At 68.0% G+C, this 14,229-nt stretch carries 14 protein-coding genes and 1 pseudogene; 8 read left to right on the forward strand and 7 right to left on the reverse strand.

Features of this window, described 5'->3' with window-relative positions; all coding sequences use genetic code 11:
• The 3 genes and pseudogenes from VFQ64_RS04570 to VFQ64_RS04580 all read left to right on the forward strand — a co-directional run.
• Positions 1-1,211 (forward strand): annotated as a pseudogene (locus VFQ64_RS04570) (phenylalanine--tRNA ligase subunit beta); the annotation flags it as partial.
• Complete coding sequence (locus VFQ64_RS04575; RefSeq protein WP_325102118.1) at positions 1,204-2,079, forward strand: aldose 1-epimerase family protein; 876 nt, start codon at positions 1,204-1,206, stop codon at positions 2,077-2,079. The pseudogene VFQ64_RS04570 and the gene VFQ64_RS04575, both read left to right, overlap by 8 nt.
• 110 nt (positions 2,080-2,189) lie before the next feature.
• On the forward strand, positions 2,190-3,716 hold the full coding sequence (locus VFQ64_RS04580; RefSeq protein ID WP_325102119.1) for a peptide chain release factor 3: 1,527 nt from the start codon (positions 2,190-2,192) through the stop codon (positions 3,714-3,716).
• Positions 3,717-3,765: 49 nt separating this feature from the next.
• Here VFQ64_RS04580 and VFQ64_RS04585 read toward each other — a convergent pair whose 3' ends face one another.
• On the reverse strand, positions 3,766-6,156 hold the full coding sequence (locus VFQ64_RS04585) for a TonB-dependent receptor (protein ID WP_325102120.1): 2,391 nt from the start codon (positions 6,154-6,156) through the stop codon (positions 3,766-3,768).
• A gap of 120 nt (positions 6,157-6,276) precedes the next feature.
• On the opposite strand from VFQ64_RS04585, the gene VFQ64_RS04590 reads away from it, so the two are divergent.
• Positions 6,277-6,888 (forward strand): TetR/AcrR family transcriptional regulator, encoded by a 612-nt coding sequence (locus VFQ64_RS04590; protein WP_325102121.1) that lies wholly within the window; start codon positions 6,277-6,279, stop codon positions 6,886-6,888.
• Between the two features lie 2 nt (positions 6,889-6,890).
• Here the strand turns inward: VFQ64_RS04590 and VFQ64_RS04595 are convergent, their stop codons facing one another.
• The 5 genes from VFQ64_RS04595 to rpmF all read right to left on the reverse strand — a co-directional run bounded on the left by VFQ64_RS04595 (position 6,891) and on the right by rpmF (position 9,850).
• Complete coding sequence (locus tag VFQ64_RS04595) at positions 6,891-7,232, reverse strand: MerR family transcriptional regulator (RefSeq protein WP_325102122.1); 342 nt, start codon at positions 7,230-7,232, stop codon at positions 6,891-6,893.
• Positions 7,233-7,237: 5 nt separating this feature from the next.
• Positions 7,238-7,537 (reverse strand): integration host factor subunit alpha, encoded by a 300-nt coding sequence (locus tag VFQ64_RS04600; RefSeq protein WP_325102123.1) that lies wholly within the window; start codon positions 7,535-7,537, stop codon positions 7,238-7,240.
• Between the two features lie 80 nt (positions 7,538-7,617).
• Complete coding sequence (locus VFQ64_RS04605; RefSeq protein ID WP_325102124.1) at positions 7,618-8,604, reverse strand: beta-ketoacyl-ACP synthase III; 987 nt, start codon at positions 8,602-8,604, stop codon at positions 7,618-7,620.
• Complete coding sequence (gene plsX / locus VFQ64_RS04610; protein ID WP_325102125.1) at positions 8,601-9,641, reverse strand: phosphate acyltransferase PlsX; 1,041 nt, start codon at positions 9,639-9,641, stop codon at positions 8,601-8,603. The genes VFQ64_RS04605 and plsX overlap by 4 nt, the downstream gene beginning before the upstream one ends.
• A 29-nt stretch (positions 9,642-9,670) precedes the next feature.
• Positions 9,671-9,850, reverse strand: a complete 180-nt coding sequence (gene rpmF, locus VFQ64_RS04615; RefSeq protein ID WP_325102126.1) for a 50S ribosomal protein L32 — start codon at positions 9,848-9,850, stop codon at positions 9,671-9,673.
• A gap of 132 nt (positions 9,851-9,982) precedes the next feature.
• Between rpmF and VFQ64_RS04620 the strand changes: the two genes are divergently transcribed.
• Positions 9,983-10,486 carry an MAPEG family protein gene (locus tag VFQ64_RS04620; protein WP_325102127.1) on the forward strand — a complete coding sequence of 168 codons (504 nt, stop codon included), beginning with the start codon at positions 9,983-9,985 and terminating at the stop codon, positions 10,484-10,486.
• A 205-nt stretch (positions 10,487-10,691) separates the two neighbouring features.
• Here VFQ64_RS04620 and VFQ64_RS04625 read toward each other — a convergent pair whose 3' ends face one another.
• A complete protein-coding gene (locus VFQ64_RS04625; protein WP_325102128.1) occupies positions 10,692-11,345 on the reverse strand; it encodes an MBL fold metallo-hydrolase in 654 nt (217 codons plus the stop codon).
• 92 nt (positions 11,346-11,437) lie between these two features.
• Here VFQ64_RS04625 and VFQ64_RS04630 point away from each other — a divergent pair, with 92 nt between their 5' ends.
• The 3 genes from VFQ64_RS04630 (at position 11,438) to pabB (ending at position 14,154) form a co-directional block, all read left to right on the forward strand.
• Complete coding sequence (locus VFQ64_RS04630; RefSeq protein WP_325102129.1) at positions 11,438-11,788, forward strand: hypothetical protein; 351 nt, start codon at positions 11,438-11,440, stop codon at positions 11,786-11,788.
• Positions 11,781-12,275, forward strand: a complete 495-nt coding sequence (locus VFQ64_RS04635) for an RES family NAD+ phosphorylase (protein ID WP_325102130.1) — start codon at positions 11,781-11,783, stop codon at positions 12,273-12,275. Before VFQ64_RS04630 ends, VFQ64_RS04635 begins: the two co-directional genes overlap by 8 nt.
• A gap of 121 nt (positions 12,276-12,396) precedes the next feature.
• A complete protein-coding gene (gene pabB / locus VFQ64_RS04640) occupies positions 12,397-14,154 on the forward strand; it encodes an aminodeoxychorismate synthase component I (RefSeq protein WP_325102131.1) in 1,758 nt (585 codons plus the stop codon).
• The last annotated feature ends 75 nt before the right edge of the window (positions 14,155-14,229 follow it).

A 14,229-nucleotide genomic window follows, 5' to 3' on the forward strand; every position in this document is an offset into this window, starting at 1 on the left:
AGGATAGCATCGTCAGCTACGACCCGCGGCTCTGCACCGAGCTCGCCGGGCTCCACGTCGCGCCCGAGCGGCAGGCGCGGATCCTGCTGTCGCTCGGCTTTTCGGTCGGCGCGATCCAGCGTCCGGACGCGTTCTCCGACGCCTTGTTCGCGACCATCGAGGGCGCGTGGCCGGTGACGGTGCCGACCTGGCGCCGCGATGTCGACGGCGCCGCCGACCTGGTCGAGGAGGTCGTGCGGATCGAGGGGATCGACAACGTCCCGTCGACCCCGCTGCCGCGCCTGCCCGGCGTCGCCCGGCCGACCGCGACCCCCGATCAGAAGCGCGAGCGGCGGGTCCGCCGTGCCGCGGCGGCGCGCGGGCTCGACGAGGCGGTGACGTGGAGCTTCCTGTCCGAGGCGGAGGCACAGCCCTTCGGTGGCGGCGCGTGGACGCTCGCCAACCCGATCAGCGAGGACTTGAAGGTGATGCGCCCGTCGTTGCTGCCGGGCTTGTTGTCGGCGACCGCGCGCAACCTGCGCCGTGGCGCCACCGCGGTGCGGCTGTTCGAGATCGGGCGTCGCTATCTGCGCGAGGGCGAACACCCGACGCTTGGCGCGGTGCTCGCGGGTGAGCGTCGCGGGCGCGGGTGGCGCGACGGCAAGGCTGCGGCGTTCGACGCGTTCGATGCCAAGACGGAAGCGCTGGCGCTGCTCGCCGCCGCAGGGGCGCCGGTCGACAATCTCCAGGTAATGGGGGAGGCCGGCGACGCCTGGCACCCGGGCCAGTCGGCGACGCTCCGGCTCGGCCCGAAGACGGTGCTGGCAGCGTTCGGGATGCTGCACCCCAATGTGCTGAAGGCGTTCGCCATCGACGGCCCCGTTGCCGCGGTCGAGCTGTACCTCGATGCGGTCCCGCCCAAGCGCGCATCGGGGTTCATGCGCCCCGCCTATGCGCCGCCGGCGTTGCAGGCGGTGCGGCGCGACTTCGCGTTCGTGGTGCCCGCAGGGCTCAACGCCGATGCGCTGGTGCGCGCGGTCAGGGGCGCCGACAAGGTAGCGATCGTCGCCGCGAGGATCTTCGACGTGTTCGAGCGCGACGGCGAGAAGTCGGTCGCGGTCGAGATCGTGCTGCAGCCCGGCGACAAGAGCTTCACCGAGGCCGAGCTGAAGGCGATCGCGGACAAGGTGGTGGCTGCGGCGACCAAGCAAGGGGCGACATTGCGTGGCTGAGCTGGTTCGCATCGCCTCGGGTGTGCTCAGCGCCGCGATCGACCCGGTCGGCGCCGAGCTGTCGAGTCTGCGCGACGTCGAGGGGCGCGAGCTGATGACCGACGCCGATCCGGCGTTCTGGACGGGACGCGCGCCGCTGCTGTTCCCGGTGGTCGGCATGCCGAGCCGCGAGACCATCCGTGTCGACGGCGTCGCGTACCCGATGAAGAAGCACGGCTTCGCACGGCGGTCGCGGTTCGCGGTGGCGGAGGTAGGCGCGAACCAGGCGCGATTCGTGCTCGCGGAAAGCGAAGAGACCCGCGCAAGCTACCCATTCGCGTTCGAACTGGCGGTCGGCTTCCGCATCGACGGGCCGACGCTGGCGATCGAGGCGACGATCGCCAATCGCGGTGACGTCGAGATGCCTGCAAGCTTCGGGTTCCACCCGGCGTTCGCCTGGCCCTTGCCCTACGGCCAGGATCGCGATGCGCATCGCATCATCTTCGCGGCGGATGAGCCCGATCGGCTGAAGGCGATCGCGGGCGACGGCACAATTGCCGGTGCGACCCGCGAAACGCCGCTCGACGGCCGCATCCTCCATCTTGCCGACGCATTGTTCGAGAAGGACGCGCTGGTCTGGGACGATGTACGGTCGGACCACGTCACCTATGGTGCGCCGGCCGGACCACGGCTCGATATCGCATTCCCGGACACCTCGATGCTCGGCATCTGGACCAAGCCCGGCGCGGCATATGTCTGTGTCGAGCCATGGCACGGCATCGCCGATCCCGAGAGCTATGCCGGCGAGTTTCGCGACAAGCCGGGTGTGTTCATCGTTCCCGTCGGTGGCGAGAAGTTGATCAGGATGAGCGTGACGCTGGTGCCGTAGCAACCCGTCATGCCGGGCCCGTCCCGGCATCCACCCCTCCGCCGATGCACCGGCCGCACATGCGCGGCGCGGTGGATGCCGGAACCAGTCCGGCATGACGAAGAGACGACATGACCCAATCCCCCCGCCGCACCTTCGCGATCATCTCGCATCCCGACGCCGGCAAGACGACGCTGACCGAAAAGCTGCTCTATTTCGGCGGAGCGATCCATCTCGCGGGCGAGGTGAAGGCGCGCGGACAGACCCGGCGCGCACGATCGGACTGGATGAAGATCGAGCAGCAGCGCGGGATCTCGGTAACATCGTCGGTGATGACGTTCGAACGCGACGGCATCACCTTCAACCTGCTCGACACGCCGGGGCACGAGGATTTCAGCGAGGACACCTACCGCACGCTGACCGCGGTCGATTCGGCGGTGATGGTGATCGATGCCGCGAAGGGGATCGAGCCGCAGACCCGCAAGCTGTTCGAAGTGTGCCGGCTGCGCAGCGTCCCGATCATCACCTTCGTCAACAAGGTCGACCGCGAAGGGCGCCCGGTGTTCGAGCTGCTCGACGAGATCGCCGACATGCTCGCGCTCGACGTCTGCCCGATGAGCTGGCCGATCGGGATGGGCGGCGAATTCGAGGGCGTGCAGGAACTCGCGACCGGCAAGGTCAGCCGCCCCGAGGGCGACAGCCGCGCCTTTCTCGGCAAGATCGAGACCGATGTTGTCCTGCCTGAGCGCTTCGCCGAGGAGATCGAGCTGGCGCAGATGGGCTATCCTGCGTTCGATGCCGAGGCGTATCGCAACGGTGACCTGACGCCGGTCTATTTCGGGTCGGCGCTAAAGGATTTCGGAGTCGCCGAGCTGATCGCCGCGCTCGCCGAGTTCGCGCCGAGCCCCCGCCCCCAGCCAGCGGACCCCGCGCCGGTGCAGCCCGACGAAAAGGATGTCACCGGCTTCATCTTCAAGGTCCAGGCCAATATGGACCCCAACCACCGCGACCGGATCGCGTTCATGCGGCTGTGCTCGGGGGTGTTCAAGCGTGGCATGAAGCTGACGCCGTCGGGCAGCGGCAAGCCGATCGCGGTGCATTCGCCGATTCTGTTCTTCGCGCAGAACCGCGAACTGGCTGACGAGGCGTTTCCGGGCGACATCATCGGCATTCCCAACCACGGGACGCTGCGCGTAGGTGACACGCTGTCCGAGCGCCCGGGCGTGCGGATCACCGGGCTGCCGAATTTCGCGCCGGAGATCCTGCGCCGGGTCGTGCTGAAGGACCCGACCAAGACCAAGCAGCTGCGCAAGGCGCTCGACGACATGGCCGAAGAGGGGGTGACGCAGGTCTTTTATCCCGAAATCGGATCGAACTGGATCATCGGCGTGGTGGGGCAATTGCAGTTAGACGTGCTGCTCAGCCGCCTCGACGCGGAGTACAAGGTCGCCGCCGGGCTGGAGCCCGCACCGTTCGACACCGCGCGATGGGTGACAGGCGACGCGGCAGACCTGAAGGCGTTCACCGACCTCAACCGCACCGCGATGGCCAAGGACCGCGACGGCAATCCCGTGTTCCTGGCGAAGAGCGCGTGGGAGGTGGGCTATGTCGCGGAACGCTATCCGCAGGTGACGTTCGCGGCGACGCGGGAGCGGTGAGCGTTCCAGCCCTCTCCCGCCTTTGCGGGAGAGGGCTGGAAGCGGGCCATCAGAACTTCAAACCGATCGTCCCGAATACCTGCCTGGGGTTGCCGTAGAACACCGTTGCAATGCCCTCGCGGCCCAGTGACGGGGTCGGGTTCCCGGCGGCGTTGATGATCGGCAGGCCGGTGGTGGGGCTGGTGGCGAGGAACTGATAGCCCGACGTCTTGTAGCGCTTGTCGAGGATATTCTTGGCGTGCACCCCGATCGAGAAGCGGTCGGAGTCGCCGAAGGTATAGACCAGGTTCGCGTCCCACAGCGCATAGCCCTCCTGGTCGAGATAGGGGCTGGGATACTCGAATTGCTGCGTCTTGCTGCGATAGGATACGGTGGTGCTGAAGTTCAGCGTACCGTCGCCCGCCGATGCGACGGCACCCAGCGTAGCCGATGCGGTCCAGGTCGGCGTGTTCTGGATGTCGGTGATGTTGGACACGTCGGTGCCGAGGTTGCCGACGAACTGGTCGTACTTGGCGTCGATATAGCCGAGCGTACCGTTCAGCGTCATGCGGCTGCCCTCGCCGGCAAAGCCGCGGGCGAAACGGGCGTTGGTCTCCAGCTCCAGCCCCTTGAACTTGGCCGAAGCGGCGTTGGTGGTAACGCCCGAAAAGCCCTCGAACACGCCGTCGCCATTGGCGTCGATCCCGATCGAGCCCGGGATCTGGACGTTCTTGTAGTCGGCGTAGAAGCCGGTGAGCGCAAAGGTGACCGCCCCGTTCGCGGCCGAACCCTTCAGACCGACCTCGTAGCTGTCGACCTCCTCGGGCTCGAACAGGAAGAAGTCGTAAATCTCAGCATAGCTGAAAACCTTGTCGCGGTTGACGTCGATCGCCGCGACGTTGGCGCTGCCGCGGGGATCGAAGCCGCCGCCCTTGAAGCCCTTCGAATAGGACGCATAGAGCATCACATCATCGGTCGGCTTGAACGAGACGGACGCGCGTGGCGTCCACTTCTCGAACTTGGCGGTGCCGCGGAAGTTGGTGATCGGTGCGCCGAAATTGGTACCCGTGCCGCCGAACTCCGGGTCGGCGCCGCCAATGCGATTGGCCTTGAAGATATAGCTGCCACGGTCGTCGCTCGTGTAACGGAGGCCGCCCGAGACGCTGAACTGGTCCGTCAGGTCGAAGGTGAAGTCGGCAAAGGCGGACCAGGTGTCGGTCGTCACCCGGCCGGCGGTCTGCTGGCCGAACCCTGAGGCGAGCGGAATGCCGATCAGCGGACCGGTGGTGGCGAGGATCACGTCGAACTTGGTCGCGGCCTTGGCGTCGAGATAGTAGAAGCCGACCAGTCCGTTCACCCGCTCGCTTTCGTAGAGCAGCTGGAATTCCTGGCTGGTCTGCTCGTTGCGGTAGACGGCGGGGACGTCGACATCGACGGTGGGCAGCGCGTCGAAGTCGATCGGCGTGAAGCTGCGGTCCTTGCGGAAGGCGCTGATCGAGCGGAAGGTGAAGGCGTCGCTCAACTCGGCATTGACGGTCAAAGAGACGCCGCCGGACTCGACGTCGTTGCGCGGCGAGTTGAGCCCGGCACGGGTGTCGTATTCGTCCTCCAGCACCGGCGCGCCGCTGAGGAAGCCGGGGATCAGCCGATGGCCGTTGCGCGCGTTCGAAGTGTCGTCGGTGAAGTCGCCGGTCAGCCGCATGAACAGCCGGCTGTCGGGGCTGGTGAACTCGATCGTGCCGCGCGCGGCGAGCACGTCCTTCTCGTAATTGTCGATGCCGAGATTGATGTTCTTGCCGAAGCCGTCCCGGGTCAGCTTCGCCACCGATGCGCCGACGCGGAACGGCCCGACCGGCGCCGACAGGCTGAGGATGCCGTCGAGCTGGTTGTAGGTGCCATAGGTGCCGCGCGCCTTGACCTCGAACTGGTCGGGCAGGCGGCGGGTGACGTACTTGATCGCGCCGCCGATCGTGTTGCGGCCGTAGAGCGTGCCCTGGGGCCCGCGCAGCACCTCGACCCGCTCGACGTCATAGATGTCGAGCACCGATGCCTGCGGGCGGTTGAGGTACACGTCGTCCAGGTACAGGCCGACGCCGGCCTCGAACCCCGGCACCGGATCCTGCTGGCCGACGCCACGGATGAAGGAGCTGAGCGTCGAGTTGGTGCCGCGGGACACCTCGATCGTCACGTTGGGCGTGACGTTGGAGATGTCGGTGATGTCGATCGCGCCCTGCGCCTCCAGCTGCGCACCGGTGAAGGCGGTGACGGCGATCGGCACGTCGAGGAGCGATTCTTCCCGCCGCCGCGCGGTAACAACGATGTCGCCGATGCCGGCGCCGGCATCCGCCTGCGGGTCCTGCACGACGGAATCGCTCTGCGCTGCCGTTTCCTGCGCCATGGCCGGCGTTGCGAACAGGCTGGCGCCGGCGATGAGCAGCGCGCGCGTGGTGATGCGAATCATGATCCCCTCCCTTTTGCGGCATCTCGAGCTCGGTTCCGGCTCGGGTTGTGCACCGCGTTGCCCCGGCTATACTGAAACCCGAACCAGGTTTCAACTTGGCTTTAACGGGGGAGGCGAAAAGTGGTAGAGGCGGTCGCGTCTGGGGACGTCGGCAAGGTTCCGCGCACCGAGCGGGGGCGGCGAACGCGTCGGGCGCTGCTGGATGCCGCGGCGGCGGAGTTCGCGGCGGACGGCTTCCATCTCGCCTCGATCAGCGCGATCACGCGGCGGGCGGGCGTCGCGCTGGGCAGCTTCTACACCTATTTCGACAGCAAGGACGCGATCTTCCGCGCGCTCGTCAGCGACATGAGCGAGCAGGTGCGCGACCATGTCGCCCCGGCGATCCGGGCCGCTGCCGACGGGATCGATCGCGAACGCGCGGGGCTGGAGAGTTTCCTGGGTTTCGTGCGCGAGCACAAGGAGATCTACCGCATCATCGACGAGGCCGAGTTCGTCGATCCGGCGAGCTTTCGCCGCCATTATACCACCACCGCGGATCGCATCGCGCAAAGGCTGCGCGAGGCGGCGACGCGGGGCGAGGTGCGTGGCGACCTTGAGGAGGTCCACGCCTGGGCGCTGATGGGAATGAACGTGTTCCTAGGCCTGCGCTACGGCGTCTGGGAAGAGGACCGAGGGACCGGCGAAGTTGCGGGCGTGGTGGCGGACTTCCTGCGACGCGGGTTGGCCCCGTAGCTTCAGTCTTCCGCCAGCGCCGCCGCCAGGCCGTCGCGGATGGCGCGGATCGTATCGATGGAATTGGCCTCGGTCGCCGCGACTGTCCCCATCTCGGTCGCGAGCAGCTGCTGGACGCCCTTGATCGTATAGCCCTGGCGGTTGAGCGCCTGGTCGATGCGGCGGACCAGTGCCACGTCCTCGGGCCGGTAGTAACGACGGTTGCCGGCGCGGGTGAGGGGCCGCAGCTGAGGAAAGCGCTGTTCCCAATAACGCAGGATATGCTGCGGCAGCCCGGTCTCGCGCGACAGCTCGCCGATCGTCCGGAACGCGCCGCTCGCCTTGTTGGCCGGCGCCGAGGCCATCGGCGTCAGTTGGCCGCCGCGATGCGGTCGCGCATCATCTGGCTGGCCCGGAAGGTGAGGACGCGGCGCGGCGCGATCGGGACCTCGACGCCGGTCTTGGGATTGCGGCCGACGCGCTCGCCCTTGTCACGGAGCACGAAGGTACCGAACCCGGAGATCTTGACGTTTTCGCCGTTCGACAGCGCCTGGCACATCTCGGTCAGCACCTGCTCGACGATCTTGGCAGAGTCCGCACGACTCAACCCCACTTCGCGATGCAACGCCTCTGCCAGATCGGCTCGCGTCAGCGTTCCTACGGTGGTCATGAGCACAGCCTACATCCCCCTTCCCTTTTACCGTCTTAACCGAGGTTACCGGCAACGGAAAGCCTTTCAATCGCGGCCGGTTAGTAGCGCAGCACCGCCGCCCCCCAGGTGAAACCACCGCCCATCGCCTCGAGCACCACCAGCTGTCCCGGCTTGATACGCCCATCGCGCACCGCCACGTCGAGCGCGAGCGGTACAGAGGCGGCCGAGGTATTTGCGTGCTGGTCGACGGTCACCACCACCTTTTCGGCCGGCAGCCCCAGCTTGCGCGCGGTGGCGTCGAGGATGCGGGAATTGGCCTGGTGGGGCACGACCCAATCGACATCGGCGGAAGTCAGCCCGGCGAGTTCGAGCGTCTCCTCGAGCACCGCCGCCAGATTGACGACAGCGTGGCGGAACACCTCGCGACCCTTCATGCGCAGCTTGCCGACGGTGCCGGTGGTCGACGGACCGCCATCGACATAGAGCAGGTCGTTGTGGCGGCCGTCGGCGTGGAGGCGGGTGGCCAGGATGCCGCGCGCGGTCGGCCTGTCGTCGCTCTGCTGCCCTTCCAGCACGATCGCTCCGGCGCCGTCGCCGAACAGGACGCAGGTGGCGCGATCCTCCCAGTCGAGGATGCGGCTGAAGGTCTCAGCGCCGATCACCAGCGCGCGCTTGTGGATGCCGGTGCGCAGCATCGAATCAGCGACCTGCACCGCATAGAGGAAGCCCGAGCACACCGCGGCGACGTCAAAGGCGACGCAATCGGGGATGCCGAGCAGCGCCTGCACCTTGGTGGCGGAGGATGGAAAGGTCTGATCCGGCGTCGCGGTGGCGAGGACGATGAGGTCGATCTCGGTCGCGTCAATGCCGGCGGCAGCAAGGGCCGCGCGCGAGGCGTCGGCGGCAAGCGTCGCGGTGGTCTCGCCATCGCCGGCAATGTGGCGGAAGCGGATACCGGTGCGCTCGACGATCCATGCGTCGGTGGTGTCGACCTGCTCGGCCAGTTCGGCGTTGGACACACGACGGACGGGGAGCGCCGATCCGGTGCCGGTGACGACCGATCGGAGCAAGGCAGGACGGGTCATGCGGCGGCCCCGATGTCGGGCTTGCTGAAGTCGCCGAGATCGTCGGCGATGCGGCGGATCAGGTCGGCGCGGACCATCTTGGCGGCGTTTCCGATCGCGGTGGCGACGCCGTTCGCACTGGCGCCGCCATGGCTCTTCACGACGATGCCGTTGAGCCCCAGGAAGACCGCGCCATTGTGGTTGTTGGGGTCGAGATGGTCGCGCAGCAGGCGGGTCGCGGGCCGCGAGACGAGGAAGCCGAACTTCGACCTGAGCGAACTGGTGAAGGCGCGCTTGAGCAGGTCGGCGACGAAGCGGGCGGTGCCTTCCGCGGTCTTGAGCGCGATGTTGCCCGCAAAGCCGTCGCAGACGATCACGTCGTGATCGCCGCGCGCGAGCTTGTCGCCCTCGACGAAGCCGGTGAAGGTCATGGGGAGCGTTGCGTCCCGCAAGGCCTGAGCCGCATCGCGGATCACGTCGGTGCCCTTCTGATCCTCCGACCCGATATTGAGCAGCGCCACGCGCGGGCTTTCCAGGTCGAAGATGATGCGCGCATAGGCCGCGCCCATGACCGCGAACTGCACCAGGTTGCGGGCGTCCACCTCCGTGTTCGCGCCGAGGTCGAGCATCACGACGTCGTTGGCGCCGAGCGTCGGCAGCGGTGCCGCGAGCGCGGGGCGGTCGATGCCGGGCAACATGCGCAGGGAGAGCTTGGCCATCGCCATCATCGCGCCGGTGTTCCCCGACGACACCGCGGCCCCGGCGCGCCCCTTCTTCACCAGGTCGATGGCGATGCCCATCGAGGTCGTCCTGGCGCGGCGGATCGCCTGCGACGGCTTGTCGCTGGCGCCCACCACCTGCGGTGCGTGGACGACCTCTGCATGCGCAAGAAGCGAGGGGTGCTTCTTCAGCCCCTCCGCGACCCGTAGCTCGTCGCCCACCAGGATGAAGCGCATGCCCGCATGCCGCCCCGCCGCCTGCGCCACGCCGGCGAGCATGACGGCCAGTCCTTCATCGCCGCCCATCGCATCGACGGCGATCGTTGACTGATCGGGCATTGGGCAATCGTTCCCGTCGGGCTAGTGGCTCAGCTCTCGACCGAAACGATCTCGCGGCCGTTATAGTGCCCGCAGGCATTGCACAGGTTGTGCGGACGCTTCAGCTCGCCACAGTTAGGGCATTCCTGGAAGCTCGGCGCGACCAGCGCGTCGTGAGACCGGCGCATGCCACGGCGAGAGGGCGAGGTCTTTCTCTTTGGAACGGCCATTTCGGCACCTTATCAGTCGAACGTGATCAAACGCATCCCGCGCGGGTGCTGGAGCTACCGATTCGGCAAGAGCCGGCAGCGCAAGTCCCGAACGGTTTGGACGCGTCGCGAAGCGCGCGGCTATAGCGGATCGTGTCCGCGTTGCAAGCCGAACAGGGACATGGCAGGCTGCCCGCTTTTGGGGGAGAGAACCGGATGCTGCTGATCGTACCGCAGGTGACGCTGGTGTTGGCGGCCGCGCTGGCGCTGCTCAACCTATGGCTGTCGGTCCGCGTGGGCCAGGTGCGTCGGTCGGAGAAGGTGTCGGTCGGTGACGGTGGCAACGACCGCGTGATCCGGCGGATGCGCGCGCATGCCAATTTCGGCGAGAACGCGTGGGTGGTGCTGGCGCTGGTGTTCGCGATCGAGCTCAGTGTCGGACCCTCTTACTGGCTTTGGGCGGCGGCGCTGCTGTTCGTGGTCGCGCGCGTGCTGCACGGACTGGGCATGGACGGCTGGCTGGTCGGACGCGGCGGCGGCACGGGCATCACCATGCTGGTGCAGCTGCTGCTCGCGATCTGGGCGGCGGTGATCGCGGCGCAGGCCGGGTCGACACCGACGGCACCAGGGACCGAAATGGTGATGCCGCAGGGGTGAGAGGCGCGGAAGTTTAGGGAAAGTTTAGGGTCAAATGCGGTTTTAGGGGCGTCATGGTCGTTGCGCGAAGTTGTCGAAGTTGCCGTGATGCGCACTCGTCGAGAGGCACCCAGTCGCGGGCCGGCTTGGCGATGAGAAAGAGCGTCCTGGCCGAGGCTTGGCAGCGCCGGCGCGTGTAGGACAGCGCTTTCAAAGAGGCCCTTCGTCAGGCGAGCGCCGCGTCGCTCACGAAGGGGTTGTGCTGGCGCTCGCGCGCGAAGGTACTGACGGCGCCGTGGCCGGGGATGAAGGTGACGTCGCCCAGCGGCCAAAGCTTGCCCGTGATGCTGCGGACCAGCTGCGCATGGTCGCCGCCGGGGAGGTCGGTGCGCCCGACCGAGCCCTGGAACAGCACGTCGCCGACCTGCGCGAAATCGGATGGCGCGTGATGGAAGATCACATGACCGAGGGTGTGGCCGGGGGTCTCGTAGACGTCGAGGGAGAGGTCGCCAATCGTCACGGTGTCACCCTCCACCAGCCAGCGGTCGGGCTCGAAGGGCACACCGGTGATGCCCCAACTGCGCCCGTCGTCGGCCAAGCGCGCGAGCCAGAAGCGGTCGGCCTCGTGCGGGCCTTCGATCGGCACGCCGAGCTGGTCGGCGAGCGGCTTTGCCTCGCCGGCATGGTCGATATGGCCGTGGGTGAGCAGGATCTTCTCCACCGTCACCCCGGCTTGCGCGACCGCCTCCAGGATGCGCGGCAGGTCGCCGCCGGGATCGACGACCGCGGCCTGCATGGTCGCGGTGCACCAGATCAGCGTGCAGTTCTGCTGGATCGGCGTCACGGGCACGATCGCGGCGCGCAAGGGAGGTCGGATCATCGCGGTGGGATGGCGCGGCCGCGTGGCGGCGTCAACGCGACCGATTGTGTTCTCGCAGCAGCAAGTGCATATATCAGGCAAGGAGTGCACCCATGCTTGCTGCTTTCTTCGATGACATCCGCGACCATGACCTGATCGTTCCGCGCCGCCTGGCCGCGCGACTGCGCCTGCCCATGTCGGGGCTCGCCAAGCTGGCGCACGTCAATCGCAACACCATGACGGCCAAGCCGCAGAGTCCCGCGATCCAGGCCAAGCTGGGGCAGATCGCCGCCGTGATCGCGCGTGCGGCGGAATTGTCCGGGGATGAGGGAAGGGCGATCATCTGGTTCAAGCACGTGCCGATCGTCGGGTTCGGAAAGACTGCAGAGGAGCTGGTCGAGGAGGGTCATGCCGATGCGGTGATGTGGACGCTGGAGAGCATGGAACAGGGCGTTTATGCCTGACGCGCTGCGGCGGCTGTCGGGCCGCTATTGGCGGATGCTCGGCGTTCGTTGGCAGCGCCGCCCGTTCGAGAGCGGGTCGCATGTAACGGGCGGGCGCTGGAACCCGATGGGTACGCCCGCACTCTACCTATCGGCTGATTACACCACGGCGATCGAGGAGGCGCATCGAGACCTGGTGCGCCCCGGTACGCTGGTCGCCTTTGAGGTTGAGGCAACTGCCATAGCCGACCTGACGCAAGCGGAGCCTGCGATCGTGGCATGCGATTGGCGCACCATCTTCGCTTTGAAAAAGGGCACCCCTCCAAGCTGGCAGCTCGCCCACGAGCTGATCGCGGCGGGGGCGGAAGGGGCGCTGGTGCCGTCGGTGCAGAACCGGGGGGGCACGAACCTGGTGCTGTGGCGGTGGCGCGACGCGGAAGGTGAGGGTGAGGGGGCGAGGCTGACCTTGCTTGATCCGGATGCGGTCCTGGGGCGGGCCAGGAGCTGATTTGCTCTTGCTGGCGACATGTAACCGGGCCCGGCTTCCGGCGAGGTGGACAGGTGGCCGCTGACGGGAGAGCGATACGGTCCGGGTTGCCCTCGATGGGCGGCGGTGCAACGCTTGCGCGGTGCTCGACCTGACCGAACCCTTCGTGTTGCTCGACGACGCGCGCGACGGCGGGGCGGCGGCGCGTTTGTACCGGCGGCCGGCGGAGGTGATGGCGACCCATGAGAGCGCCGGCGTCGGGCCGGCACTCGACGCGGTACGGGCGGGCGTGGCGCGAGGGCGATCGGCGGCGGGGTTCCTGTCGTACGAGGCGGCGGCGGCGTTCGAGCCGTCGCTGGAGCCCGCATCGGGCACGACGCCGCTGCTGTGGTTCGGGCTGTTCGACGGCTGGGAGTCGGTCGAGGTGGCGACGCTGCTGCCCGATCCGGCGGGCGCGCGGGTGCTGGCGCCGGAGCCGCTGATCGCGCGCGACGCGTATGACCGGCGGATCGCGGCGGTGCTCGACCTGATCGCCGCCGGGGACATGTACCAGGCCAACCTGACCTTTCAGGCGGCGGTCAAGTTCCTGGGCGATCCGCTGGCGCTGTATGCGGCGGTGCGCGCGCGGGCGGCGGCGGGGTGGGGCGGAATCGTGTGGACGGGGGCGGCGCTGATCCTGTCCTTTTCGCCCGAGCTGTTCTTCGCGCTCGATGCGGGCGCAATCACCTGTCGGCCGATGAAGGGGACGGCGCGGCGCGGCGCGACGGCGGCGGCGGATGCGCGCGCGGCCGAAGAGCTGGCCGCCGACCCCAAGCAGCGCGCCGAAAATCTGATGATCGTGGACCTGCTGCGCAACGACCTGTCGCGCGTCGCGGCGCCGGGCAGCGTGAAGGTGCCCGAGCTGTTCACGGTCGAGCGCTATCCGACCGTGCTGCAGATGACCTCCACCGTCACGTCGCGGCTGGCGGAGGGGATGGACGCGGTCGACCTGCTCGCCGCCGCCTTTCCCTGCGGGTCGATCACGGGCGCGCCCAAGCTGCGGGCGATCGCAGCATTGCGCGAGATCGAAGGTCTGCCGCGCGGCGTCTATACCGGCTCGATCGGGCGGATCGATGCGCCAGGGGCGTTGGGTGGATCGGCGCAGTTCAACGTGGCGATCCGCACCCTCACCGTGCACGACGGCGCGGCGACAATGGGACTGGGCGGCGGCATCATCGCGGACAGCCGCGCCGACGAGGAGTGGGACGAGGCGCTGGCCAAGGGCGCCTTCCTGACGGCGGGGCAGCGGCGGGTAGACCTGATCGAGACGATGCGATTCGATCCGCTGGAGGGGATCGCGCTGCTCGAGCGCCATCTGGAGCGGATGCGGGCAAGCGCGGCGGCGCTGGGGTTTGACTTCGATCGCCACCATGCGCGCAACGAGCTGCAGGCCGCGACCTTCCGCTTGCGGGAGGCGCGGCGGGTGCGGCTGTTGTTGTCGGAGGCGGGGCGGATCGCGATCGAGGTCGCGCCGATGCCCGCCAAGGTCGCAGGAATGGAGGCCGCCATCGTGCCGCTGCCGGTCGCGTCCACCGATTGGCGGTTGCGGCACAAGAGCAGCGATCGCCGCTTCTACGACGATGCGCGCGCGCGCGCCGGAACCGCGGAGGTGGTGTTCGAGGACGGTGACGGGTTCCTGACGGAGGGCAGCTTCACCAGCATCTTCGTCGAACGCGACGGTGTGCTGGTGACGCCGCCGCTCGCGCGCGGGCTGTTGCCGGGGGTGTTGCGCGGCGAACTGATCGAGCAGAGCCGTGCGGTGGAGGGCGAGCTGACGGGCAGCGACCTGCGCCACGGATTCCTGCTCGGCAATGCCCTGCGGGGGCTCCTGCCCGCGACCATCGGATCGCGCGCGGGTTGATCCCGCGATTTGTTGCGGTTGCGAACGGATCGGCCGCGCCGCTATAGGCGCCGGGTCTATCGACAGGGGCAAAAC

Origin of the sequence: Sphingomonas sp. (assembly GCF_035714405.1) — a bacterium.
Lineage (GTDB): Bacteria > Pseudomonadota > Alphaproteobacteria > Sphingomonadales > Sphingomonadaceae > Sphingomonas.

Excerpts from the sequence above, each read along its gene's own strand:
- VFQ64_RS04580 (WP_325102119.1), top strand. The coding sequence starts at position 2,190 with ATGACCCAATCCCCCCGCCGCACCTTCGCGATCATCTCGCATCCCGAC.
- VFQ64_RS04585 (WP_325102120.1), bottom strand. The coding sequence starts at position 6,156 with ATGATTCGCATCACCACGCGCGCGCTGCTCATCGCCGGCGCCAGCCTG.
- VFQ64_RS04595 (WP_325102122.1), bottom strand. The coding sequence starts at position 7,232 with ATGGCCTCGGCGCCGGCCAACAAGGCGAGCGGCGCGTTCCGGACGATC.
- VFQ64_RS04600 (WP_325102123.1), bottom strand. The coding sequence starts at position 7,537 with ATGACCACCGTAGGAACGCTGACGCGAGCCGATCTGGCAGAGGCGTTG.
- VFQ64_RS04605 (WP_325102124.1), bottom strand. The coding sequence starts at position 8,604 with ATGACCCGTCCTGCCTTGCTCCGATCGGTCGTCACCGGCACCGGATCG.
- plsX (WP_325102125.1), bottom strand. The coding sequence starts at position 9,641 with ATGCCCGATCAGTCAACGATCGCCGTCGATGCGATGGGCGGCGATGAA.
- rpmF (WP_325102126.1), bottom strand. The coding sequence starts at position 9,850 with ATGGCCGTTCCAAAGAGAAAGACCTCGCCCTCTCGCCGTGGCATGCGC.
- VFQ64_RS04625 (WP_325102128.1), bottom strand. The coding sequence starts at position 11,345 with ATGATCCGACCTCCCTTGCGCGCCGCGATCGTGCCCGTGACGCCGATC.
- VFQ64_RS04630 (WP_325102129.1), top strand. The coding sequence starts at position 11,438 with ATGCTTGCTGCTTTCTTCGATGACATCCGCGACCATGACCTGATCGTT.
- VFQ64_RS04635 (WP_325102130.1), top strand. The coding sequence starts at position 11,781 with ATGCCTGACGCGCTGCGGCGGCTGTCGGGCCGCTATTGGCGGATGCTC.